Source organism: Flavobacterium alvei, assembly GCF_002920895.1.
In the GTDB taxonomy this organism is placed as follows: domain Bacteria; phylum Bacteroidota; class Bacteroidia; order Flavobacteriales; family Flavobacteriaceae; genus Flavobacterium; species Flavobacterium alvei.
This window is the reverse complement of record NZ_PQVG01000001.1, coordinates 507,701-530,925: the sequence shown is the minus strand read 5'-3', so window position 1 is coordinate 530,925 and position 23,225 is coordinate 507,701. Positions and strand designations below refer to the sequence as shown.

General features: G+C 35.5%; 15 protein-coding genes. 14 read left to right on the top strand and 1 reads right to left on the bottom strand.

Features of this window, described 5'->3' with window-relative positions; all coding sequences use genetic code 11:
- Positions 1–55: 55 nt before the first annotated feature.
- The gene (locus tag C3L50_RS02210) at positions 56–760 is read left to right on the top strand and encodes an NUDIX hydrolase (RefSeq protein WP_103804499.1); all 705 of its coding nucleotides are present in this window, start codon (positions 56–58) and stop codon (positions 758–760) included.
- A gap of 79 nt (positions 761–839) precedes the next feature.
- Here the strand turns inward: C3L50_RS02210 and C3L50_RS02205 are convergent, their stop codons facing one another.
- A complete protein-coding gene (locus tag C3L50_RS02205) occupies positions 840–1,529 on the bottom strand; it encodes an NUDIX hydrolase (protein ID WP_103804498.1) in 690 nt (229 codons plus the stop codon).
- A gap of 653 nt (positions 1,530–2,182) precedes the next feature.
- Here C3L50_RS02205 and C3L50_RS02200 point away from each other — a divergent pair.
- From C3L50_RS02200 to araA, 13 genes are all read left to right on the top strand, one after another.
- Positions 2,183–5,221 carry a SusC/RagA family TonB-linked outer membrane protein gene (locus C3L50_RS02200; protein ID WP_165783953.1) on the top strand — a complete coding sequence of 1,013 codons (3,039 nt, stop codon included), beginning with the start codon at positions 2,183–2,185 and terminating at the stop codon, positions 5,219–5,221.
- Between the two features lie 29 nt (positions 5,222–5,250).
- Positions 5,251–6,795: a RagB/SusD family nutrient uptake outer membrane protein gene (locus tag C3L50_RS02195; protein ID WP_103804496.1), complete on the top strand. Its 1,545-nt coding sequence runs from the start codon at positions 5,251–5,253 to the stop codon at positions 6,793–6,795.
- A 101-nt stretch (positions 6,796–6,896) separates the two neighbouring features.
- A complete protein-coding gene (locus C3L50_RS02190) occupies positions 6,897–8,444 on the top strand; it encodes an alpha-N-arabinofuranosidase (protein WP_103804495.1) in 1,548 nt (515 codons plus the stop codon).
- 12 nt (positions 8,445–8,456) lie between these two features.
- Positions 8,457–10,067: an arabinan endo-1,5-alpha-L-arabinosidase gene (locus C3L50_RS02185; RefSeq protein ID WP_103804494.1), complete on the top strand. Its 1,611-nt coding sequence runs from the start codon at positions 8,457–8,459 to the stop codon at positions 10,065–10,067.
- A gap of 92 nt (positions 10,068–10,159) precedes the next feature.
- Positions 10,160–11,134, top strand: coding sequence for a glycoside hydrolase family 43 protein (locus C3L50_RS02180; RefSeq protein ID WP_103804493.1), 975 nt, complete (start codon positions 10,160–10,162; stop codon positions 11,132–11,134).
- Positions 11,135–11,168: 34 nt separating this feature from the next.
- Positions 11,169–13,595: a glycoside hydrolase family 2 TIM barrel-domain containing protein gene (locus C3L50_RS02175; protein ID WP_103804492.1), complete on the top strand. Its 2,427-nt coding sequence runs from the start codon at positions 11,169–11,171 to the stop codon at positions 13,593–13,595.
- Positions 13,596–13,632: 37 nt separating this feature from the next.
- The gene (locus C3L50_RS02170; RefSeq protein ID WP_103804491.1) at positions 13,633–14,622 is read left to right on the top strand and encodes an arabinan endo-1,5-alpha-L-arabinosidase; all 990 of its coding nucleotides are present in this window, start codon (positions 13,633–13,635) and stop codon (positions 14,620–14,622) included.
- Positions 14,623–14,624: 2 nt separating this feature from the next.
- A complete protein-coding gene (locus C3L50_RS02165; RefSeq protein WP_103804669.1) occupies positions 14,625–16,583 on the top strand; it encodes a glycoside hydrolase family 127 protein in 1,959 nt (652 codons plus the stop codon).
- Positions 16,584–16,749: 166 nt separating this feature from the next.
- Entirely contained in the window at positions 16,750–18,090 is a 1,341-nt protein-coding gene (locus C3L50_RS02160; protein ID WP_103804490.1) for an MFS transporter, read from the top strand.
- 2 nt (positions 18,091–18,092) lie between these two features.
- Positions 18,093–19,040: a glycoside hydrolase family 43 protein gene (locus C3L50_RS02155; RefSeq protein WP_103804489.1), complete on the top strand. Its 948-nt coding sequence runs from the start codon at positions 18,093–18,095 to the stop codon at positions 19,038–19,040.
- Between the two features lie 139 nt (positions 19,041–19,179).
- On the top strand, positions 19,180–20,847 hold the full coding sequence (locus tag C3L50_RS02150; RefSeq protein WP_103804487.1) for a ribulokinase: 1,668 nt from the start codon (positions 19,180–19,182) through the stop codon (positions 20,845–20,847).
- Positions 20,848–20,857: 10 nt separating this feature from the next.
- Positions 20,858–21,559 (top strand): L-ribulose-5-phosphate 4-epimerase, encoded by a 702-nt coding sequence (locus C3L50_RS02145; RefSeq protein ID WP_103804486.1) that lies wholly within the window; start codon positions 20,858–20,860, stop codon positions 21,557–21,559.
- Positions 21,560–21,632: 73 nt separating this feature from the next.
- Positions 21,633–23,141, top strand: a complete 1,509-nt coding sequence (gene araA / locus C3L50_RS02140) for an L-arabinose isomerase (protein ID WP_103804484.1) — start codon at positions 21,633–21,635, stop codon at positions 23,139–23,141.
- The last annotated feature ends 84 nt before the right edge of the window (positions 23,142–23,225 follow it).

Genomic DNA, 23,225 nt, shown 5'->3' with positions numbered 1-23,225 from the left:
ACATTAACTGTTTTCAATTTTCACACAAAGTCATAAGAGCTTTATTATTATTAGTATGCAAATTTATTCTCAACAAAAACGATTTTTAGTTGCAGTCGATTGTATCATTTTTGGGTATGACGGACAGGAATTGAAATTGTTAGTTATAAAAAGAGGATTAGAACCAGAAAAAGGAAAATGGAGCCTTGTTGGAGGATTGATAGACGAAAATGAAAGCTCTGAAACAGCCGCAGTTCGTGTATTGAGAGATCTTACAGGATTAGATGGTTTGTATATGGAGCAACTTCACGGTTTTTCGGAACCCGATAGAGATACCGCCGAAAGAACCATTTCTATAGCTTATTTTGCTCTTATAGATATTCAAAAATACAATGAGCAAATTAATGAGGACTATCATCCTGCTTGGTTTTCGATTAATCAATTGCCTGATTTAATTTTTGATCATTCAAAAATTGTCGAATTGGCTAAAGAAAAATTGAGATACAAAGCAGCCTTGCATCCACTCTTGTTCGAATTATTACCAGATAAATTTACAATGCCACAGTTGCAAAGTTTGTATGAGGCTGTTTATAACACCGAATTTGATAAAGGGAATTTTAATAGAAAGTTGCAGTCCACAAAATTATTGTTGAAATTGAAAGATAAAGACAAATTGAACTCCAAAAAAGGCGCTTTTTATTATAGGGTTGACGTAAATAAATACAGCGAGGGTTTTAAAACTTTTTTGAATTTTGTACCTAGGCAAAGTGCCAATAAATAATTTATTAATTCTATAAATTTTTACCTAAAAAGAAAGCCTCGTGTAATTGCGAGGCTTTCTTTTTATATGATAATTGGGTTTACAAATTCAAAACAAAATCATTCATTAATTTTTCTTCGTATTTTTCTTTATCGAAAGTGTATAAGTAGGATCCTTTTCTGGATGACAGCATGTCTTTTTCGTCTAATTTTATTAGAATGTCCAAAGAATTGATTTTGCTAATGAAATTTCTTTTGTCTAATTCTTTGCTCAAAATGGCTTCGTATAATTTTTGAAGTTGGCGCATGGTGAATTTTTCAGGCAATAGTTCGAAACCAATTGGTTTTGTTGAAGTTCTGTAACGCAATCTGCTAATGGCATGTTTTAGCATTTTGTCGTGGTCAAAAATTAGTTTTGGAGCTTCATTAATACTAAACCATTTGGCGTTGTAATTCTGAATTAATTCTTCGTTGTGATTTTCTACATTAATTAAAGCATAATAAGCAACAGAAATGGTTCTTTCAACTGGGTCACGGTCAATTTCACTAAAAGTATATAATTGTTCCATATAAATGTCATGAAAACCAGTATATCGATTCAGTATTCTAGTTGCCGAATCATTTAATACTTCATCTTTTTTCAAAAAGCCTCCTATCAACGACCATTTGCCTTTTTCGGGTTCAAAATCCCTTTTGATTAAAAGTATTTTCAAATCCTCATTGTCAAACCCAAAAATGATGCAATCTACCGCAAGTAGCACTTTATCGGCAGAGGTATAACTATTTAACATGTTTTTTAATTTTATTGTAAATATATAAACTTCCTTAAATTTTAAATAATTATTTAGTGTTATTTCAACACAAATAAAAGTTATCCTATATTTTTTATTGTAAATATTTCACAAACATAGAGTAAAAAATAGATTTTTATGTTTGCTTTGTTGAATTCATATCTATTAAAAGTTTTTTTTAATTCTTTATCACTCCCTTTTTAATGATAATTAAGAGAAATTTTTTTCGAGTTTTTTTTAATTTCAATCGTTTTAGTAGTTTTTTGATCGTTTTTTCAGTTCTAAACGAGAGCTTTTTTTACATAATCGACCGTTGATTGATTGTATTTATATAATTGACCGCTGTTTTTTTGTAATAAAAAATGACGAAAATGCTCTTTGTTTTACAACTTTACTTTTTGTTTTAAAAACAGTGAATTTTGATATAATGTTGATTTTTGATTAAAAAGTGTAGATTTTACACGTGTTATTTGTGAAAACGTTAAGATTTATGCTAAAATCGCAAATTATTAAATGTTTGTTTTACACTTAAATTATGAGATGTGCTGTTATATATTGCTTTTTTTATGATATTAATTTGTTTATATGCTTTTTTTTTAATTATATTTACAAATGTAAAATCAACACTTATTAACCAACCAAAAAACAGTATTATGACAAACAAACGATTATTTTATTATTGTAATTTTTTATTACCAAGAAAAGCGTGGCTTTTGACTATGGTAGTAATGTTATTTTCTTCTTTTAATCTTATTGCTCAAGATAAGGTTATTAAAGGAGTTGTGACGTCTGCAAAAGACGGAATGACTTTGCCAGGTGTAAATGTGATTGTAAAAGGGACTACAAGATCTGCCAATGCCGATTTTGATGGTAACTTTGCAGTTCAAGCAAATCCAGGTGAAGTTTTAATCTTTTCTTATATAGGGTATGCATCCCAGCAAGTTACTGTTGGTAATCAAGATAAGATAAATGTGTCTTTGAAAGAGGATGTAAACAAATTAGACGAAGTAGTTGTTATTGGATACGGTACACAAAAGAAATCAGACCTTTCTGGTGCTGTGAGTGTTGTAAATATGGAATCGGCTAAAAAAACAATTACTTATGATACTGCCAAAATGCTTCAAGGACAAGTGGCGGGTGTTACTGTACAATCTTCTGGAGAGCCTGGTGGTTTTGTAAACATTAAAATTAGAGGGCTTAGTTCGTTTAGTAACAATAATCCACTTTTTGTAATTGACGGAATGATTGTAGATGCGCCTTTTGATTTTGCACCAGGTGATGTAGAGTCGATGCAAGTGTTGAAAGATGCCTCTTCTGCCGCTATTTATGGTGTTCGAGGTGCAAATGGTGTTGTGATTATTACAACTAAAAAAGGAAAATTAGGAAAACTAGATGTGAAATACAAATCACTTGTAGGTTTTCAAAATGTAGCCAAAACTTGGGATGTAACTGATAGAGTAGGGTATCAAACAATTACTAGTGCAGCCGAAAAAAATGCAGGATTAACAATTGCTCCTGGAAATGACCCAACAAGCAGTAGTTATATAACTAATGTAAATACGGATTGGCAGAAAGAAGCTTATGAAACAGGAGTCATTAAAAATCATTCCTTATCTTTTAATGGTGGAGCTGAAACTATGGCTTACAACATGAATTTGGATTATTTCAATAACAGTAGTTATATCAAATCGCCTCAAGATTATGAAAGATTGTCTATGAATTTGAATCTGAATGGTAAAAAAGGAATTTTCAAATACGGAACAAAAATTGGATACACTCAATCTGATAAAGAAAATTTCAATAGTTATGTAGGCGAAACGGCTATTGGTGCTTTAGTAGGTGCTGTTCCTACAATGCCAGTTTATGATGCCAACCGTTTGGGTGGATATGGCGGAACAGATAACTTGACTCAAAGAGCTATATCTCTTAATGTGATAGGTTTTAACAACTTAATCAATAATAGTGGCAAAAGAAATCGTTTTATTGGAGATATTTGGGGTGAAGTTGAGATCGTAAAAGGGTTGAAATATAAAATTGATGCCAGTTTCGACCGATTGGATTATGAAAACAGAAGATACATTCCGCAAAGTGATTTGGGTTGGTATTATATCACCACTAAAGATGAAGCATCCTTAGATGTTTCGACAGGAAGTAATGATAAAACATTCTTTAACAACACCTTATCATACTCATTGGATATCAATAAACATAAATTTGATGTTTTGGCAGGTTTAGTTCAAGAACGTAGCGACTCATACAATCACTGGTCAAGAGGTGTAGGATATGATTATGGCGAAATAAGCAAATTGCAATATGCTGATGCAACAAGTACAGGTGAATCCAATACTACAATAACAGGTAAATCTTATATTAGTAGAATTAATTATTCATTTGATGATCGCTATTTATTACAAGCTAACTTCAGACAAGATAAATCTTCTTTGTTTAGTGAAAACAATAACTCTTCTAACAATTACTCTTTCTCAGGAGCTTGGAAGTTAAGTAACGAAAAATTCATTCACTTGCCAAAATGGGTAAGCAATATCAAATTAAGAGCTAGTTATGGTAAATTAGGAAACAATACAATTCCTCCTTACTTTTTCGCAACAACAATTAATAGCTTCGCTGGATACGATTTCAATAATGCTTTGGCTCCTGGAACTACTGTTGTAGCTTCATTAGATCCAAATGTAAAATGGGAAGACAATGAAACTTCCGATGTAGCTGTAGAAATTGGATTGTTTGACAATGATTTGCAATTTACCGCTGAGTATTTTGTAAAAAACTCAACCAATCTTTTGATTGGAGTTCCGTTGCCATACTCTACAGGTGCTTTTCCTGCAAGTATTACAACCAATGCAGGTGCGATGGAAAACAAAGGATTTGAATTTTCTGCCACTTACAACAACAATCACCATGCATTCAAATACAGTATCTCTGCCAATTTAGGTACTTTAAAAAATGAAGTAAAACAAATTGGTCTTAATGGAAATCCAATCTATGGTGCTGCTTCAAAAACAGAAGTGGGACGATCAATGGGCGAAATCTATGCATACGAAACAGTGGGTATTTTTCAAAATGCTGCCGATTTAGCTGCTTCACCAACACAAACTAACGCAGGAGTGGGTGATATTAAATTTAGAGATGTAAACGAAGATGGAATGATTAGTGATCTTGATAGAACCTATCAAGGAGTTACAATCCCGAAATACAGTTATGGTATGAACTTTAGCGCGAATTATAAAAACTGGGATTTCTCTATGTTTTGGCAAGGAGCTGGTGGAAACAAAGTTTTCAATAGCATTTACCGTAACTTAATGTCTGGACAATATGGAAATCATCATACTGATATGTTAAATTATTGGTCAACTACAAATACCAATACAGATGTTCCTCGACCAATTATTGGTGACCCTAATGCTAACGGAAGAGATTCTAATAGATTTATTCAAAAAGGAGATTACTTAAGATTGCAAACTATGGAAATTGGTTATGAAATTCCAATTCCTGTAAACAATATTGTTCAAAAAGCAAAAGTATTTGTGAATGGTCAAAATCTTTGGACTTTAACTAAATACACTGGTGCCGATCCTGATTTCAACAGTAACGATGGATCTTTTTCTAGAGGGTATGACAATGGTTCGTTCCCTAACCCTAGAACGATTTCTTTAGGAGTTGAAGTAAATTTTTAAAATTAGCAAACCATTAAAAACGAATCAAAATGAAACATAAAATATATAATTATTTAGCTGGTTTCTTTTCACTAGCAATCGTAACCACTAGTTGTGTTACCGACGATGATTTAATTCAAGTTGACCCAAACAATGATGCAGTTGACTCCTTTTGGAAAACAGATCAAGATGCTATTGAAGGTGTAAATGCAGCCTATGGAAGTTTACTTACCGACGGAACATATATGCGTAGTACTCCTTTACTATTAGACTTAAAAGGAGATGATACTAGAAGTAACAGCCCTTGGGATGCTATGTACAATGTAGGACGATTTAATTCTAATGTTTCTAACGCAGCTATTTATGGTTGGGCATATGAAACGTACTATCAAGGTATTTATCGTGCTAATCAAGTACTTGAAAATGTACCAAAAATTAGTATAACAGATTCTGCATTAAAAAACAGAATCTTGGGAGAAGCTTATTTTTTAAGAGGATTGTATTTGTTTCACGCAGTAAATATGTTCAAAAATGTACCTGTTCCAACACAAATAGCTGCAATTTATCCACAAAAAACAGAAGCTGAAGGATGGGCTCAAGTAATTGCCGATTTTAAATCAGCTGCTGAATTTCTTCCTGTTTCATATTCAAATGCCAATGATAAAGGACGCGCTACAAAAGGGGCTGCTTTAGGATATTTAGGAAAAGCTTATTTGTTTACCAAAGATTTTCCAAATGCAAAAATTACATTCAAACAAGTAATCGATTTAGGTGTTTATTCATTGGTGTCTAATTATCGCGATAATTTTACAGATACTAACGAAAACAATTCAGAATCACTTTTTGAAGTTCAATTTAGTAGAAGTGCAGGTGGTGTTGACTTAGGATGGGGTGGTGCTCCAGCCACTGGTTGGGGAAAAACTTCAGCTAGAGCCATTACTTATGGACCAAGAGCTTTTGGATGGACTGATGTTCAACCTACATTCACTTTGTTTAATGAATACAAACTAGAAAAAACCACAACCAATCAAGACGACCCTCGTTTAGATGCAACAATGTTCTATAACAAACCAGGAATGATGCTTTATGGACAAAATTTTGCTACTTTTTATGGCGGAAATGCAGGAGATTTAAACGATTTGTTTTGTAGAAAATATCAAAATTCAGACGGAGCCTATGCCAATGAATTCGACTGGCGTTCAGGAATCAACGAGCGTTTGTTGCGTTATGCAGATATTTTATTGATGTATGCCGAATGTTTGAATGAAACATCTGACACTCCTGGTGCTTATACTTACATTCAAATGGTTAGAAATAGAGTAGGATTGCCTAACTTAGCCACAACAAAACCAGGAATGTCTCAAGCTCAAATGAGAGAACAAATAGGTCACGAAAGATTCTTAGAATTTCCTCTTGAAGGACACCGTTTTGATGACATTCGTCGTTGGGGTTGGTTACAAGATCCAGTAAAATTAGCTTGGTTAAAATCAAGAGATGTTGAATTTAATTCTTATGCAGCGGGTAGAGAATTTTTCCCAATCCCACAATTAGAAATGGATAACAATCCAGGCACAATTCAAAATACTGGTTATTAGTAAGTTTGGTTGAATTAGTAAATAGAAGTTAGTTAGAAGTTAGTATCATGTGGTAAGCCTAATAAAGGGCTTGCCATGTGATATTATAAATTAAAGTAATTATGAAAAAAATTGTATTAGTAGTATCCGTTTTACTTTTGTGTAGTCAAAGTGTTTTTTCTCAAAAAGGGAACACAGTAGTTGACATAAAAAGCAATGAAAATGCACCTGTCATTAATAAAAACATCTATGGGCACTTTGCCGAACATTTAGGGAGATGTATTTATGGAGGTTTTTTTGTGGGTGATACTTCAAAAATTCCCAATACGAATGGAGTAAGAAACGATATTATTGATGCGCTTAAAAAATTAAAAGTACCAAATCTTAGATGGCCAGGCGGATGTTTTGCTGATACCTATCATTGGAAAGATGGAATTGGTCCAAAAGAAAATAGACCAACTATTGTAAACCAATGGTGGGGCGGAGTAACAGAAGACAACAGTTTTGGAACTCACGATTTCTTAAACCTGTGCGAAGCATTAGGAGCCGAGCCTTATTTGGCAGGAAACTTAGCGACGGGTACAGTTCAAGAAATGGCAGACTGGGTGCAATATGTAAACTTTGCAGGCAAAAGTCCAATGAGTGATTTACGTGTTAAAAACGGAAGAAAAGAGCCTTGGAAAGTAAAAATCTGGGGAGTAGGTAACGAAGCTTGGGGTTGTGGTGGTAACATGACACCCGAATATTACGCAGGAGAATACCGAAAATATGCCACATTCATGTCAGATTGGACTAATTCTGGAGGACTGATGCGTGTAGCTTCAGGTGCCAATAGCGAAGATTACAATTGGACCGAAACAGTAATGAAAAACATTCCAGGTAGTATGCTTGGTGGAGTAGCTTTGCATCATTATTCAGTAATTGATTGGGGCAAAAAAGGAGACGCTGTAGATTTTTCAGAAGAAATTTATTTCAAAACCATGCAACAGGCCCTGAAAATGGAAGAATTGGTTACCAAACATTCGGCCATTATGGACAAATACGATCCAAAGAAAAAAATTGCTTTGGTAGTAGATGAATGGGGAGGATGGTATGAAGTTGAAAAAGGAAGCAATCCAGGGTTTTTATACCAACAAAACACAATGAGAGATGCAGTTTTGGCTGGAGCAACTCTTAATATTTTCAATAATCATGCCGAGCGAGTTCGTATGGCCAATTTAGCGCAATGTGTTAATGTTTTGCAAGCGGTTATCCTTACCGACAAAACCAAAATGATTTTGACTCCAACTTATTATGTAATGCAAATGTACAATGTACATCAAGATGCCAAATTGTTACCGCTTACAATAAATTCGCCTTTGTACACATTTAATGGGCAAAATCTTCCTGCTTTATCGGCTTCGGCTTCAAAAGATAAAAATGGGTTAGTGCATATTTCGTTAGTAAATATTGATACTAAAAATTCAAATTCTGTAGAAATTAACCTTGATGAATTAGGGGTCAAATCGGTAACTGGTACCATTATTGCTTCGCCAAAACTACAAGATCACAATACGTTTGATAATCCAACAAAAATTCAAATAACTGCTTTTAAAGGATTCGAAAATAAAAAAGGCAAGCTACAAGTAGTAATTCCTCCTTTTTCTGTAGTAACTTTAGAAGGAAAATAAAAAATATAAGTGATGAAAAAAATAAATTACATCTTAAAATTAGTTCCTTTTCTGGGATTGTTTTTGTTGGTTGTATCAATAACTAGCTGTTCAGGAAGTGATGATCCAGCACCAACACCAACACCTCCAGTTGTGGTTCCTCCAGTTGTAGTTCCACCGACTTCTTTTGCAGGACCTAGCTATGCGGATAATTATATTTCAATTTCTTCATGGGGATCAAATTCGCAATGGAATTTAGTCAATGTACACGATCCATCTGTAGAAAAATGTGGCGATTATTATTATATGTATCAAACTGATGCTTCCTATGGAAATGCACATGATGGTCACGGACATTTTATGTACAGAAGATCAAAAGATTTAATCAATTGGGAATTTAAAGGATCATCTATGGCTGCCGCTCCTGCTTGGGTAAAAGATTCTACCAATAGTCAAAGAGCAAAAATGATTCCTGCTCTACCCGCAATTAATCCTAATTATGGATATTGGGCACCTTGTGTTCGAAAAGTGGGAAGCAAATATCGTATGTATTATAGTATTGTGGTTTTTGATCCAGCTGGTGATACTGGTACTTGGGGCAATAGATCTTATATTGGTTTAGCCGAAACCGACGATTTAGCCACCAATGTTTGGACAGACAAAGGAATGGTAGTCTGCTCTATACCTGATGGACTTAAACCCTTTTCTTTTACAGGTAATACAGTTTGGGAAAATGCCTATTACAAATACAACGCCATTGATCCAAGTTTTATCGAAACTCCCGAAGGAGATCAATACCTAATCTATGGGTCGTGGCATTCAGGTATTGTTGCTGTAAAATTAAATCCAACAACAGGAAAACCCTATCAACTAAAAACATTGGCCGATTACGGAACTCGCATCGCATCGAGAAGCGCTACCAGCCGTTGGCAAGGTTCTGAAGGACCTGAGATTATTTACAATCCAGACACTCAATATTACTATTTATTTTTAGCTTATGATGGTCTTGATGTTCCTTACAACACTAGAGTTTGTCGTTCAAAAAGTATCACCGGACCTTTCGTAGGAATCAACGGAGCCAACGTAACCAATGGTGCCGATGCTTGGCCAATGCTGACACATCCTTATGGGTTTAATGGGCACACAGGCTGGGTTGGATTTTCGCACTGTGCAGTATTTCAAAATCCAGACACCAAGCAATGGTATTATACGTCTCAGGCTCGTTTGCCAAAAGACGTACCAGGTGTAAATGCATCAAATGCTCTTATGATGGGACATGTTCGAGCCATTAATTGGACAGAAGATGGTTGGCCAGTAGTAGATCCAGAGCGTTATGCAGGAGTGCCGGCTACAACAATTACAGAAACTTCTTTTATTGGAACTTGGGAACAAATTACAATGAATTATCAATATTCAACTATTCAAAAATCGGCTACTATATATTTAACCGCAGACAAAAAAGTTAGCGGTGCAGTTACCGGAACTTGGTCCTATGATAGTACCGCTAAAACACTTACCGTAAATGGTGTGAAATGTAAAGTAAGCGATGCTTGGGATTGGGAAGCCGCAACTAGAGTAGTTACTTTAACCTATTCAGGACTTACAGCTTCGGGTGTTCCTATTTGGGGTAAAAAAATTAATTAATTTTTTAATATTTGGTTAGTTAGAAAAAATGCTCTTTCTTCTTTTAGGAAGAGCATTTTTTTAAAACAAAAGGTTTAAGAAACCTAAAATTTATGAAAAACAGACTCACTATTTTATCACTTTTTGTCTTGCTATTATCTTGCAAAACAATAATTGCGCAAAAAGTAAAGACTTCTGCTAATGAAGTTCAATTCAACAATCCCATTATTAAAGACAAATACACAGCCGATCCTGCAGCTTTAGTTTACAAAGACAAAGTCTATTTATATACAGGACATGATGTTCCCGAAAAAGGAGTTCAATCTTATAGAATGAACGATTGGTTAGTATTTTCAACTTCCGATATGATACATTGGGAAGAACATCCAATTCCATTGAAAACTTCCGATTTTGCTTGGGCAAAAGGAGATGCTTGGGCAGGACAAGTAATTGAACGAAACGGAAAATTTTATTGGTATGTAGCCATTTCACACGGAACCATTCACGGAAAATCTATCGGAATTGCAGTTGCTGACAGTCCTACAGGCCCTTTTAAAGATGCTTTAGGCAAAGCAATTATTACCAATGATATGACCACTAAAGCAACTATTAGTTGGGATGATATTGATCCTACGGTTATTGTTGATAATGGTCAAGCTTATCTTATTTGGGGCAATACCGTTTGTAATTATGTTAAATTAAAGGAAAACATGATTGAAATGGATGGTCCAATTCAAACTATTGAGTTGCCTAATTTTACCGAGGCACCTTGGATTCACAAACATAAAGATTGGTATTATTTATCCTATGCCTATGAATTTCCAGAAAAAATTGCCTACGCTATGAGCAAATCCGTTACTGGGCCATGGGAATATAAAGGCATATTAAATGAAGTGGCTGGAAATTCGAATACCAATCATCAAGCGATAATTGATTTTAAAGGCAAGTCTTATTTTATTTATCACAATGGCTCCATTCCAACTGAGGGAGGAAGTTTTAGACGCTCTGTGTGCGTAGATAGACTTTATTATAATCAAGATGGAACTATGAAAAGAGTAATTATGACTTCTGAAGGCATTCAAAAGTAAAAGTAGATTTCAACTTTCAATCATTTAAACATCTATGAAATACAGCATAATCAATTACTTTAAACTTTGGCTACTGATTGCGGTGCTTTTTCCAGTAGGAATAATATTGAATGCCCAAAATAAAATAACAAGTAGTAAGGAATTATTTGATTATGATTGGAAATTTTATTTAGGTGATAACAATCTAGCGAGTGAAATTAATTTTGACGATGCCAATTGGAGAACTTTAGATTTACCACACGATTGGAGTATCGAAGGAAATTTTTCGCCAAAGAATCCAGCAGGAAATGATGGAGCGTATTTGCCAACAGGAATAGGATGGTATAGAAAAACATTTCAAATGCCAAAAGAAAGTAAAAATAAAGTAGTCATCATTAATTTTGAAGGAGTCTATATGAACTCCGAAGTTTTCATCAACGGAAAATCTTTAGGTATTTATCCGTACGGATATTCTTCGTTTAGTTATAACATAACACCTTATTTGAACTTTGAAAAAGAGAATGTTATTGCAGTACGAGTAGATAATTCAAAGCAAAAAAATTGCAGATGGTACAGCGGCTCTGGAATTTATCGTCACGTTTGGTTAGAATCAAAGGGGAAAGTACATTTTGATAATGATGGAATAGCCATTACTTCACCGTCAGTTAAAAACAATTCAGCAACTATTGAAGTTAATACTACAGTTAAAAACGATAGTGATCAACCCAAAAGCATTCAAATTCAAACACAAATTTTTGATTCAAAAAACAACAAAGAAGTAAAACAGACTTCTATTACTGTAAAGATTGATGGTAAAAGTGAAAAGGTTTTACAACAAAATTTGAAAGTATCTAGCCCAAAATTATGGTCGCCGGAATCTCCGAATCTCTATAATGTAAAAGTTAGTATAATTGATAAAGAAGAAATAGCAGACCAATCTATACAAAATTTCGGCATTCGTTCTATTACTTTTTCTGCCGCAGAGGGTTTTAAATTGAACGGAAAAAGGATGCTTTTAAACGGAGGATGTGTTCATCACGACAACGGAGCCTTAGGAGCAGCATCTTATGATAGAGCCGAAGAAAGAAAAGTGGAACTCTTAAAAAAAGCTGGTTTTAATGCTGTACGCACCTCTCATAATCCTCCTTCCAAAGCTTTTCTAGAAGCTTGTGATCGTCTTGGGTTGTTAGTCATAGACGAAGCGTTTGACGGTTGGAGAACCAAGAAAACAGATTATGATTACGCATTGTACTTTGATAATTGGTATGAACGTGATATTCAAGCAATGGTCAAGCGTGATCGCAACCATCCATCTATAATAATGTGGAGTATTGGAAATGAAATAATCGAACGAAAAGAAAAACAAGCAGTTATAACAGCTAGAAATCTTGCCAAAGCAGTAAAAGCGATTGATGCAACACGACCGGTTACTTCTGCCATGACAACTTGGGATAAAGATTGGGAAATATTTGATCCATTGATGGCAGAACACGATGTTGCGGGATATAATTATGAACTAAAACGAGCTCCTGAAGACCATAAACGTGTGCCTTCAAGAGTGATTGTGCAAACTGAATCCTATCCTAGAGAAGCATTTGAAAATTGGAAATTGGTAACTGAAAACAAATACATCATTGGTGATTTTGTTTGGACAGCTATTGATTATTTGGGAGAGTCAGGTATTGGTAGATGGTATTACTCAGGTGAAGTTTCAGGGGAACATTGGGAAAGAGAACTTTTTCCTTGGCACGGAGCTTATTGCGGAGATATTGATATGATGGGCTGGAGAAAACCAATTTCGCACTATCGAAGTATGTTATATAATGATAATGAAAAATTGTATTTGGCAGTAAAAGAACCTAATCCTGAACCTTTAGAGATAATCGAAACAAAGTGGTCAGTCTGGCCAACATGGGAAAGTTGGACATGGCCTGAATTTAAAGACAAGAAGATTCAAGTTGAAGTGTATTCAAAATATCCAAAAGTTAGACTCTATCTTAATGATAAAATTATTGGAGAAAGTGAAACCAATATGAATACTCAATTCAAAACAACCTTTTCCGTCCCTTACAGTCCAGGTCAATTAAAAGCGGTTGGATTAGAAAATGGAAATGAAGCAGAATCTAAAATTTTAAAAACAGCTGGTAAAGCGGCAAAGATTGTCTTGAAAGCGGATAGAAACACTATTAAAGCCAACGGACAAGATTTGTCTTATGTCACATTAGAATTAGTTGATGAATTTGGAATCGTAGTGCCAAATGCAGATTTGAAAGCTCAGTTTAATGTTACCGGATCGGGTTCTATTCTAGGAACTGATAATGCCAATTTAAAAGATACAAATTCGTATGTATTACCCACTAGAATGACTTGGAAAGGTAAAGCTATGGCTATCATAAAAAGCAACCGTACTAAAGGAGAAATTATTCTGTCAGCAACTGTTGATGGCTTGGCTACAGAAACTTTAAAAATAAAAGCAGAATAAAAATAGTTTAAAAATATAACTATTAAAATAAATAAAGATGAAATATAACTTAATCTCAAAAATCGCACTTTGCAGTTTGTTGTTCACGGGGATTTATAGCAATGCCCAAAAAAGACCCGTGACACATGACCCCGTAGTGGCAAAACAAGGAGATACTTATTATCTGTTTTGTACTGGACCCGGAATTACAAGTTTTACATCTAAAGATTTAAAAAATTGGACACAAGCTGATCCGGTTTTTGCAAAATCACCAGAATGGGCTTTGTCAGTAGCGCCAGGTTTTAACGGACATATTTGGGCTCCAGATATTACGCTTCATAATGGTGTTTATTATTTATATTATTCTGTTTCTGCTTTTGGTAAAAATACCTCTGCCATTGGATTGGTAACCAATACCACATTAAACTCAAAAGATAAAAATTACAAATGGGAAGATCAAGGAATTGTTATTCAATCCGTACCCAACAGAGATTTTTGGAATGCCATTGATCCCAATTTGATTTTTGATGAAAAAGGAACACCTTACTTAGCTTTTGGGTCTTTTTGGAGTGGATTAAAAATGGTGAAATTAAACGCTAATCTAAAAGAAGTGGCAAAACCAGAGGGATGGACAGCCATTGCCAGCAGATACAGGAAAAGTGATGTTGAAGATTCTGAAGCGGGTAATGCTGCTATTGAAGGACCTTTTATCTTCAAAAAAGGAGATTATTATTATCAATTTAACTCTTGGGATTATTGCTGTCGAGGAGAAAAAAGCACTTATAAGTTAATGGTAGGTCGCTCAAAATCAGTCACCGGGCCTTATATTGATAAAAACGGCTTAGAACTAAATAAAGGTGGTGGCTCTTTAGTGATTGAAGGCAACAAAAACTGGTATGGTGTCGGTCATAATAGTGTGTTCACTTTTGATGGTAAAGATTACACATTTATGCACGGATATGATGCCAGTGATAAAGCATTACCAAAATTAATTGTAAAAGAAGTAACCTGGGTAGATGGTTGGCCAACTGTAAAACCAATGGATTAAAAATGAAACTAACAAAAACAATATTGCTCATAGGATTTGCACTTGTACTTTTTAATTGTAAAACATACAAGAAAGAAATAACAGAAGTGCCTAAAATAGCCTATACAATTGCGCCAGTAAATATTCAGCAAGTGAAATTGACGGATGAATTTTGGTTGCCAATAATAAAAAAAGTACAGGAAAAAACCATCGAATACGCCATTCAGAAATGTGAGGAAGAAGGTCGTATGGACAATTTTCTAATTGCAGGAAAACAAAAAGAAGGAACGGTTAAAGGTCAAATGCCTTTTGACGATACGGATGTCTATAAAATTATCGAAGGAGCTTCGAATACCTTGATTAGTGAACCAAATCCAAAACTCGAAAAATTGTTGGATTCTCTCATTGGAATTATCAAAATAGGTCAGGAAAAAGATGGCTATTTAACCACCTGGAGAACCATAAATCCAGCCAAACCGCCAGCGCCTTGGGTTCCTGTAATCGAAGGAAAACGTTGGGAATCCTTGCAAATCAGTCACGAATTGTACAATTCTGGACATATGATAGAAGCTGCCGTAGTACATTTTGAAGCCACCGGAAAGAGAAATTTCTTGGATATTGCCATCAAAAATGCTGATTTATTAGTTAAAACTTTCGGAGATGGAAAAGACCAAGTACAAGGAGTTCCAGGGCATCAAATCGTGGAAACAGGTTTAGTGAAATTGTATCAAATCACAAAAAATAAAGCCTATTTGGATTTGGCCAAATATTTTCTGGATAACAGAGGAAACCCAAATAACCATAAATTATATGGTGCTTATTCACAAGACGATATTCCTGTTATTCAACAAAAAGAAGCCGTAGGTCACGCTGTGAGAGCCGTTTATATGTATGCCGGAATGACTGATATAGCTGCAATTGAAAACAATGCTGAATACTACAAAGCCGTAAATAGTTTATGGGAAAATGTAGTCAACAAAAAAATGTATATCACTGGAGGCATTGGTGCAAAACACGATGGAGAAGCCTTTGGAGAGAACTACGAATTACCAAATCTTACCGCTTACAACGAAACTTGCGCTGCTATTGGCAATGTTTATTGGAACCACAGACTGCACAATATTTCTGGAAATTCTGATTATTTTGATGTGATTGAGCGCTCTTTATACAACGGATTGATTTCTGGATTATCATTAGATGGAAAAAAATTCTTTTATCCAAATGCTTTGGAATCGGATGGAGTTTATAAATTCAATCGTGGCGAATGCACCCGTCAATCTTGGTTTGATTGCTCTTGTTGCCCAACCAATTTAATTCGATTTATTCCTTCGATTCCGGGTCTGATTTATTCTACAAACAAAGACGTGCTTTATGTAAATTTATACGCTTCGAATACGGCGAATATTGCATTGGACAAAACCGAATTACGAATCGTACAACAAACCAATTACCCTTGGGATGGTAATGTCGCAATAACAGTTTGGCCAAAAAAGGAAAGCGAATTCACGGTCAAGTTAAGAATTCCGGGATGGGCCAGAAACCAAGTTTTGCCGGGAGATTTATACGGTTATGCAACTTCAGCTTCCGCAAAAGTGCTCCTGAAGATAAACGGAAAACCTTTCGAATTTAAAGAAGATAAAGGATACATCACCATCAGCCGAAAATGGAAAAAAGGAGAAATCATAGAAATGAATCTCCCAATGGAAGTGAAAAAAGTGGTGACCAATGAAAAAGTAGAAGGCAACAAAGGAAAAGTGTCTTTAGAATATGGTCCAATCGTTTATGCTATAGAAGAAATTGACAATCCAACTGCTTTCGATAAAATCACAATTGATGCAAACGACACTTTTAAAGTGACCAAAGAACCAACACTTTTAGAAGGTGTAAACACTATTCAAACCAAAAACTTTAAAGCAATTCCCTATTATTCTTGGTCGAATAGAGGTGTCGGAAAAATGAAAGTTTGGATTCCAGAAAAATAGAATAATTAAACTAAAACGGCAGAAGTGAGGGTCATTTATCTGCTGAATATTTAAAACATTTAGAATATAATTTATGAAATCGCCACTAACAAAAAGTTTGCATAAGCAAACACCAAAAATAAAAGGCGATAACATATATGACCTATAAAAAATAAAAATTACATATATGAAATCTAACAATCAAAAATTAAGCTTCCTCGAAAAAATCGGGTATGGATCAGGCGATGCAGCAGTGAATGTCGTAATCTCTTCGATGTTTCTTATCATCACGTTTTTTTATACAGATATTTTTGGCTTAAAACCCAAAGACATGGCATTATTATTTCTTTTAGTAAGATTTATTGATGCAATTGCTGATCCTGTAATGGGACTGATAACCGACAAATTTACCACAAAGTGGGGGCGCTACAGACCCTATTTTCTTTTCTTGTCTGTGCCTTTCGGACTCTCTGTTTTTTTGACTTTTACCACTCCTGAGTTTGATTATACAGGAAAATTGATTTATGCATATGTCACTTACATTTTTGTAAATCTAATGTTTACCTCGGTAACAATCCCATACATTTCTTTGATTGGTGTGCTGACGAGTGATTCAAAGGAGCGTTTGTCTGCCAACGGATATCGACTTTTCTTTGCAAAAATCGCCGCTTTTCTAGTGTCAATAGTGGTGCCTATTTTGGCCGAAAAAATGGGTAAAAATGATTTGGCAAGAGGATATCAATTAGCTATGGGAATTATGGCTCTTCTGGGGACGATTCTATTTTTAGCTTGCTTTTTTACGACCAAAGAGCGAGTGGAACACGAAGTAGATAAAAAACCAGTTTCTGAGCAATTAAAATTACTTTTCAAAAATGGGCAATGGACCGTTTTATTTGGTGTTTGCTTCTTTGGAACTGTTGGTTATGTAATTCGTGGATCGGTAGCCATTTTCTATGCTAAATATTTCCTTGGAGGTGATGCAAGTGTGCAGTCCACTTTTATGGCAACAGGTGTAACAGCAGCAATTTTAGCGATGCCAGTTTCTACCTATATTACAAAACATTACTGTAAAGTCAAACTTTTTAAATATACGCAACTGGCCGTTGGAGCCATAAGTTTAGTAATGTATTTTGCGGTAAAACCAGGTGATATGGCAATGGCCTATGTACTTTATTTTATACTATCTTTTGTTGTCGATTTGCATGCACCAGTATTCTGGTCAGCTATTGCAGAAGCAGTAGATTATGGTCACGCTGAAACAGGCAAACGTGTTTCTGGACTCTCGTTTGGAGGAATTTCTTTTGCTCAAAAGGCAGGTATGGGAGTTGCAGGAGCATTGGTGGGATATTTACTAGACTTTTTTAGTTACAATCCCGATGGTGTTCAAGGAGAATCAGCATTAATCGGTCTGGCGCTAATGCTAACAATTATTCCAGGGGTATTCCACGTGATTATGGGAGGACTTATGTTTCGCTATAAAATTACCGATGAATATTATGAAACTATAAAAAAGAAATTGAATATATAAAAATGGATTTAACTAGAAAAAATTCCCTTATTGTTGAACAACGGGCTGATCCGTTTGTTTACAAACACTCAGACGGGTATTATTATTTTACAGGTTCTGTGCCTTCCTATGATTCGGTTGAAATAAGAAGATCCAAAACTTTAAATGAACTGCAAGAAGCTGAAACATTTAAGATTTGGAAAAAACACGATTCAGGTCCCATGAGCCAACATGTTTGGGCACCTGAAATACATTATTTAGATGGAAAATGGTATGTTTATTTTGCAGCTAGCGAAGTAGATGATATCTGGAAATTAAGACCTTATGTGCTTGAATGTAAGGGGCAAGATCCTTTAAATGATGAATGGATTGAATTGGGGCAGATGCAAGCTGCTGATGGTGATTTGAAGACTTTTGTTGATTTTTCGTTGGATGGAACCGTTTTTGAAAATAACGGAAAAAGATATTTCTGTTGGGCCGAAAAAACTGGCGGACAATTTGCCGCTTCCAATTTGTATTTGGCCGAAATGGAATCGCCAATTAAGCTGAAAACAGCTCAATTTATGCTTACAACACCTGATTATGATTGGGAAAGAATTGATTTTTGGGTAAATGAAGGACCAGCTGTTATAAAAAATAATGAGAAAATTTATATCACGTTTTCAGCAAGTGCCACAGGTGCGTGTTATTGTATGGGTATGATGGAAGCTGATCAAAACTCCGATTTATTAGATAGAAACTCTTGGAAAAAATCAAGATATCCAGTATTAGCAACAGATTATGAAAAGAAGATATTCGGACCTGGCCATAATAGCTTTACGGTTGCAGAAGATGGGGTAACTCCATTGAGTATTTACCATGCTAGAGATTATGAAAAAATTGTTGGCGATCCTTTATACGACCCAAACAGGCATGCAAGGGTTATGGTCGTAAAATTTAATGAGGAAGGCAAGCCAATATTTGAATTTTAATTGAATTGTTAGAAAGATTTAATACGAACTAGTTTTTAAGAATTTTGCAAAAATGAAGCTGGTAAATTAAATTAAGTGTTTTTAACACACTTGTAAAATATTTTATATTATATTTGTAGTTGCAATTAAAGAATTAAGAATGAAAAATTACGTTATAGGATTAGATTACGGTTCAGACTCTGTTCGTGCCGTTTTGATAGATACCGAAAATGGTCAAGAGTTGGCCTCAGATGTTTGCCATTACAAAAGATGGAGCAATAAAGAATATTGCAATGCTTCAATAAATCAATTTCGCCAACATCCTTTGGATCATATCGAAGGCTTGGAATCTACCATAAAAGCGGTTGTTACTGCTTCGAAAGTAGCACCTTCGCAAATCAAAAGTATTTGTATTGATACCACGGGTTCTTCGCCAATTCCAGTTACTGCCGATGGAACTCCATTAGCTTTGACTAAAGGTTTTGAGCACAATCCAAACGCTATGATGGTATTGTGGAAAGATCATACCGCTATAAGCGAAGCCAACGAAATCAATGAATTGGCTGCTAATTGGGGAGGAATTGATTTCACCAAATACGAAGGTGGAATTTATTCGTCTGAATGGTTTTGGGCAAAAGTATTGCACGTAACCCGTGAAGACGAAGCCGTAAAAAAGGCCACTCATACTTGGATGGAACATTGCGATTTAATGACCTATTTATTGATTGACGATAAAGATTTAAAATCATTCAAAAGAAGTCGTTGTGCAGCCGGACACAAAGCCATGTGGCACGAAGACTGGAACGGTTTGCCACCAGTGGAATTTTTAGAAAAATTAGACCCGTATTTGGCACAACTTCGAGGAGATTTATACGATGCAACTTACACATCTGATGTTGTAGCCGGAACCTTGAACCAAGAGTGGGCAACCAAATTAGGACTTACAACAGATACCATAATTGCCGTAGGAACTTTTGATGCACATTCAGGAGCTGTTGGAGCCAAAATTGACGAAAACACTTTGGTTCGCGTTATGGGTACTTCCACTTGTGATATTTTAGTTTCGACCAAAGAAATTATCGGAAGCAAATGTGTGAAAGGAATTTGTGGACAAGTAGATGGTTCAGTAATTCCAGGTTATATTGGTTTGGAGGCTGGGCAATCTGCTTTTGGCGATGTTTTGGCTTGGTTCAAAGAAACATTAGCTTGGCCTTTGGACAATTTAGTTTACACTTCAAATGTTTTGTCTGCTGAACAAAAAGCACAATTGAAAGTTGAAGTGGAGTCTAATTTCATCAAAACCTTAACCGAACAAGCGCAAGCTATTCCTTTATCAGAAAGCATTCCTACTGCCTTGGATTGGGTAAACGGAAGAAGAACTCCAGATGCCAATCAAGGACTAAAAAGTGCCATTTCAAATATTTCATTAGGAACAAAAGCACCACATATTTTCAAAGCTTTAATCAATTCAATTTGTTTTGGTTCCAAAAAAATCGTAGATCGTTTTGAAGAAGAAGGCGTGAGAATCGACAGCGTAATCGGTATTGGAGGCGTGGCCAGAAAATCACCATTTATTATGCAAACTTTGGCCAATGTGTTGAACAAACCCATCAAAGTTTGTGCTTCGGATCAAGCACCAGCCTTGGGAGCAGCGATTTATGCAGCTGTTGCAGCCGGAATTTATCCCAACGTGATTGAAGCCAGCAAAAAAATGGGAAGCGATTTCGAAAGCGAATATTTCCCACAAGCCGACCAAATAGAAGCTTATCAAGAATTGATGGATTCTTATTCTGATTTAGCCCAGTTTATCGAAAGTATAACAAAATAAAACACCTAGAATGAGTTCAAAATATGCAGCTTTAAAACAAGAATGCTACGAGGCCAATATGGAACTGAACGCCTTGAATTTAGTAGTTTACACTTTTGGAAACGTAAGTGCCGTTGACAGAGAAAATGGTGTTTTTGCCATCAAACCTAGCGGTGTGGCTTATGAAGAATTGAAACCTGAAGATATTGTAATTGTTGATTTCGACAACAACATTATAGAAGGAACAATGCGTCCGTCATCTGACACCAAAACGCACGCTTATTTATACAAAAATTGGCCAAACATCGGTGGAGTTGCCCACACTCACGCTACTTATTCGGTGGCTTGGGCACAAGCTCAAAGAGATATTCCAATTTTTGGAACCACTCACGCTGACCATTTAACTGCTGATATTCCTTGTGCTCCGCCAATGAGTGACGCACTTATTGAAGGAAATTACGAGCACAATACCGGAATCCAAATTTTGGATTGTTTCAAAGAGAAAAACCTTTCATACGAAGAAGTAGAAATGATTTTGATTGGCAATCACGGTCCATTTGCTTGGGGAAAAAATGCTGCCAAAGCAGTGTACAATTCTAAAGTTCTAGAAGTAGTTGCCGAAATGGCACATTTAACGCAATTGATAAACCCAAATGCCCCTCGATTGAAGGATTCCTTGATTAAAAAACATTACGAACGTAAACACGGTAAAGATTCGTATTACGGACAATAAATTTTAGAATTTAGATTGCAGATTTTAGATTGCAGATTACATAAATAAAAAGATAACGATTAAACAAAAAATAATGATAGATATTTCAAAAAAAGAAATTTGGTTCGTAGTAGGAAGCCAAAATTTATATGGTGAAGAAACTTTAAAACAAGTTGCGGTACATTCGCAAGAAATTGCAAAAGGAATTGATGCATCTGCTTCTGTTCCCGTAAAAGTGATTTACAAATCGGTGGCAAAATCGCCTGCTGAAATTACAGACATTTGTTTGGAAGCCAATGCTAATAAAAATTGTATTGGTATCATTGCTTGGATGCACACCTTTTCTCCAGCCAAAATGTGGATTAATGGATTAAGTATTCTTAAAAAACCATTATGCCATTTGCACACCCAATACAATGCCGAAATTCCTTGGGCAAGCATCGATATGGACTTTATGAACTTGAATCAATCGGCTCACGGTGACAGAGAGTTTGGTTACATTATGTCTAGAATGCGCAAAAAACGCAAAGTAATTGTAGGACACTGGCAAGACAACAGAGTAATTACTAAATTAGGAAACTGGTCTAGAGTAGCTTTAGGTTGGGACGAAATGCAAAACTTGAAAGTAGCGCGTTTTGGAGACAATATGCGTGAAGTTGCCGTTACTTGCGGTGACAAAGTGGAAGCTCAAATTCGTTTTGGAATGTCCGTAAACGGATATGACTCTTCGGATATTATAAACAAAATGAAACTGGTTACCGATGCACAAGTTGATGCCTTAGTAGCCGTTTATGAAGAATCATACACTTTAGCTCCCAAATTGCAAAAAGGTGGAGAGCAAAGACAATCATTATTGGATGCTGCCAAAATCGAATTAGGTTTGAGAGCTTTCCTTGAAGAAGGTGGTTTTGGTGCTTTTACAGATACTTTCGAAAACTTGGGCGAATTAAAACAATTACCAGGAATTGCAACCCAACGTCTTATGGCCGATGGTTACGGTTTTGGTGGCGAAGGCGACTGGAAAACAGCGGCGATGGTTCGTGTGTTGAAAGTAATGAACATCGGTCTTGAAGGTGGAACTTCTTTTATGGAAGATTATACTTATCACTTCACACCTGAAAAATCATATGTATTAGGTTCGCATATGTTAGAAATTTGTCCTTCAATCACGGACGGAAAACCTTCTTGCGAAATTCATCCATTAGGAATTGGAGGAAAAGAAGATCCAGTTCGTTTGGTATTCAATTCTCCAGCTGGTGATGCTATTAATGTATCATTGGTAGATATGGGAACTCGTTTCCGTTTAATTGTAAACGAAGTAACAGCAGTAAAACCAATGGCCGATTTGCCAAAATTACCAGTAGCACGTGTATTGTGGGATTGTAAACCAAACCTTGACATTGCAGCCACTGCTTGGATTCTTGCTGGTGGAGCTCACCACACCGTTTACAGCCAAGCCGTAACAACTGAATTTATGGAAGATTTTGCCGATATCGCCGGAATCGAATTGGTGGTTATTGATAACGACACTAAAATTCGCAACTTCAAAGATACTTTGAATGCGAACGAAGCTTACTACCACTTGTTTCAGAACAGTCTATAAATAAGTAAAAAATCAAAAGTTTGAAGGTCTAAAAACAGTATGTTTTGAAATTTTCAAACTTTTGACCTATTAACAAGTAACCAA

What these genes read in the sequence shown, in the direction of transcription:
- C3L50_RS02155 (WP_103804489.1), top strand. Translation starts at nt 18,093, where the DNA reads ATGGATTTAACTAGAAAAAATTCCCTTATTGTTGAACAACGGGCTGAT.
- C3L50_RS02175 (WP_103804492.1), top strand. Translation starts at nt 11,169, where the DNA reads ATGAAATACAGCATAATCAATTACTTTAAACTTTGGCTACTGATTGCG.
- C3L50_RS02210 (WP_103804499.1), top strand. Translation starts at nt 56, where the DNA reads ATGCAAATTTATTCTCAACAAAAACGATTTTTAGTTGCAGTCGATTGT.
- C3L50_RS02180 (WP_103804493.1), top strand. Translation starts at nt 10,160, where the DNA reads ATGAAAAACAGACTCACTATTTTATCACTTTTTGTCTTGCTATTATCT.
- C3L50_RS02145 (WP_103804486.1), top strand. Translation starts at nt 20,858, where the DNA reads ATGAGTTCAAAATATGCAGCTTTAAAACAAGAATGCTACGAGGCCAAT.
- C3L50_RS02190 (WP_103804495.1), top strand. Translation starts at nt 6,897, where the DNA reads ATGAAAAAAATTGTATTAGTAGTATCCGTTTTACTTTTGTGTAGTCAA.
- C3L50_RS02185 (WP_103804494.1), top strand. Translation starts at nt 8,457, where the DNA reads ATGAAAAAAATAAATTACATCTTAAAATTAGTTCCTTTTCTGGGATTG.
- C3L50_RS02205 (WP_103804498.1), bottom strand. Translation starts at nt 1,529, where the DNA reads ATGTTAAATAGTTATACCTCTGCCGATAAAGTGCTACTTGCGGTAGAT.
- C3L50_RS02195 (WP_103804496.1), top strand. Translation starts at nt 5,251, where the DNA reads ATGAAACATAAAATATATAATTATTTAGCTGGTTTCTTTTCACTAGCA.
- C3L50_RS02165 (WP_103804669.1), top strand. Translation starts at nt 14,625, where the DNA reads ATGAAACTAACAAAAACAATATTGCTCATAGGATTTGCACTTGTACTT.
- C3L50_RS02170 (WP_103804491.1), top strand. Translation starts at nt 13,633, where the DNA reads ATGAAATATAACTTAATCTCAAAAATCGCACTTTGCAGTTTGTTGTTC.
- C3L50_RS02200 (WP_165783953.1), top strand. Translation starts at nt 2,183, where the DNA reads ATGACAAACAAACGATTATTTTATTATTGTAATTTTTTATTACCAAGA.
- C3L50_RS02150 (WP_103804487.1), top strand. Translation starts at nt 19,180, where the DNA reads ATGAAAAATTACGTTATAGGATTAGATTACGGTTCAGACTCTGTTCGT.
- C3L50_RS02160 (WP_103804490.1), top strand. Translation starts at nt 16,750, where the DNA reads ATGAAATCTAACAATCAAAAATTAAGCTTCCTCGAAAAAATCGGGTAT.
- araA (WP_103804484.1), top strand. Translation starts at nt 21,633, where the DNA reads ATGATAGATATTTCAAAAAAAGAAATTTGGTTCGTAGTAGGAAGCCAA.